The sequence below is a fragment of the Streptococcus pseudopneumoniae genome (genome assembly GCF_001072315.1).
Classification (GTDB): Bacteria; Bacillota; Bacilli; order Lactobacillales; family Streptococcaceae; genus Streptococcus; species Streptococcus pseudopneumoniae_R.
In genome coordinates this window covers 1-1,162 of record NZ_JVLI01000130.1, presented here as the reverse complement: position 1 = coordinate 1,162, position 1,162 = coordinate 1, and the positions used below count along the sequence as shown (strand labels likewise).

Annotated in this window: 2 protein-coding genes; both read right to left on the bottom strand. The window is 36.4% G+C overall.

Features of this window, described 5'->3' with window-relative positions; translation table 11 throughout:
- On the bottom strand, positions 1–864 hold an 864-nt coding region (locus tag ADH54_RS06940), incomplete at its 3' end, for a hypothetical protein (protein ID WP_049524564.1).
- On the bottom strand, positions 857–1,096 hold the full coding sequence (locus ADH54_RS06935; RefSeq protein ID WP_001034826.1) for a hypothetical protein: 240 nt from the start codon (positions 1,094–1,096) through the stop codon (positions 857–859). The genes ADH54_RS06935 and ADH54_RS06940, both read right to left, overlap by 8 nt.
- Positions 1,097–1,162: the final 66 nt, after the last annotated feature.

The window sequence follows — 1,162 nt, the reverse complement described above, 5'->3', positions numbered from 1 at the left end:
ATAAAGATCCTTCAGTTGACTAGCTTGTTTCTCTTTGGCAAGAATCTGTTGTCGCAACTCATTAATTTTGTTTTGGCACTCATTAATTTCCTCGTTTGCTTCCTTAATAAACTCTTCGTTAGACTGAATTTTATGTTTAACAGATTGCTTATAAGTAACCGTCTGATCCTCAAAGCTATCAATAACCTCTGAAGGTAAATTTACTGAAGTCACATGAGAAAGGGAGAAGGAAGGCTCAACATTACCCTTATCTTCTTTAACAGAAAGAGGGCTTTTCTCTTCCTGCGTTGATTTTTCAACAATAGAAACTACTTCTTGTGTAAGCATATCTTTTGCAGGTTTTCCTCGTTCTACCTCTTTTGCATCCAATCTACTGAAATGATCTGTAGTCCATTCACTAGAAGAATAGGTAATTTTATCTTCCAAAGGTACTTCCTCTCCAACCTCATCTTGAGGCTTCTGAGAAACTAGCTCAGCAATTCTTTGACGAGCTAAATTCGCCTCTTTCTTTACTGTTAGATCTTCTAGTTCAGGAGCTGGTTCTGGTTGGGGTTGAGGTTCTGGTGTGCCTAGTGAAGAGTTCTTTTCTTTATGTTTTTCTAAAAAATGAAGCAAACCTTTCTTTTTCTTTCCAGCACTCATACCAAAATTTTCCAACAACTGATCAATGATGCCAACAAAAGGTATTTCAAGACTTTCTTCTTGTAGGATTTCACCTTCAGAATTGAGAGAATAAAGCCGATAGGTTCCGGTTATTCTATTACTCTTCATTCTCTCGTTGATGATTTCTAGCCTTGATAACAAGTCATCTCGGTACTCAAATGTTTCCTCTTGATTAGTCAGTTGATTGATAATTTTATACATGGTTCACTCCTTGGTTACTTGATTGTGCTGGAAGGATTAGTTCCTTCATTTCCTGGTAGGATAAGCCACTTTCTTCTGATAGAGCAACAAAAAGCTGTGCTTCTAAATCTTTTTCTTGATTTATGTAATTCTTGATTTTTTTATCTGCTTCTTCTTTTTGTCGTTGCGCTTTTTCCTTATCTTTTCTCACTTTCTCAAGCTTACCTTCAAGTTGTTCTATTTTTTTATTCATTCAATTCTCCTTATTGGTTACTACTAGTTGCGGTTGTTGGTTCAGAAGATGTCGGTGTTGCCGTTG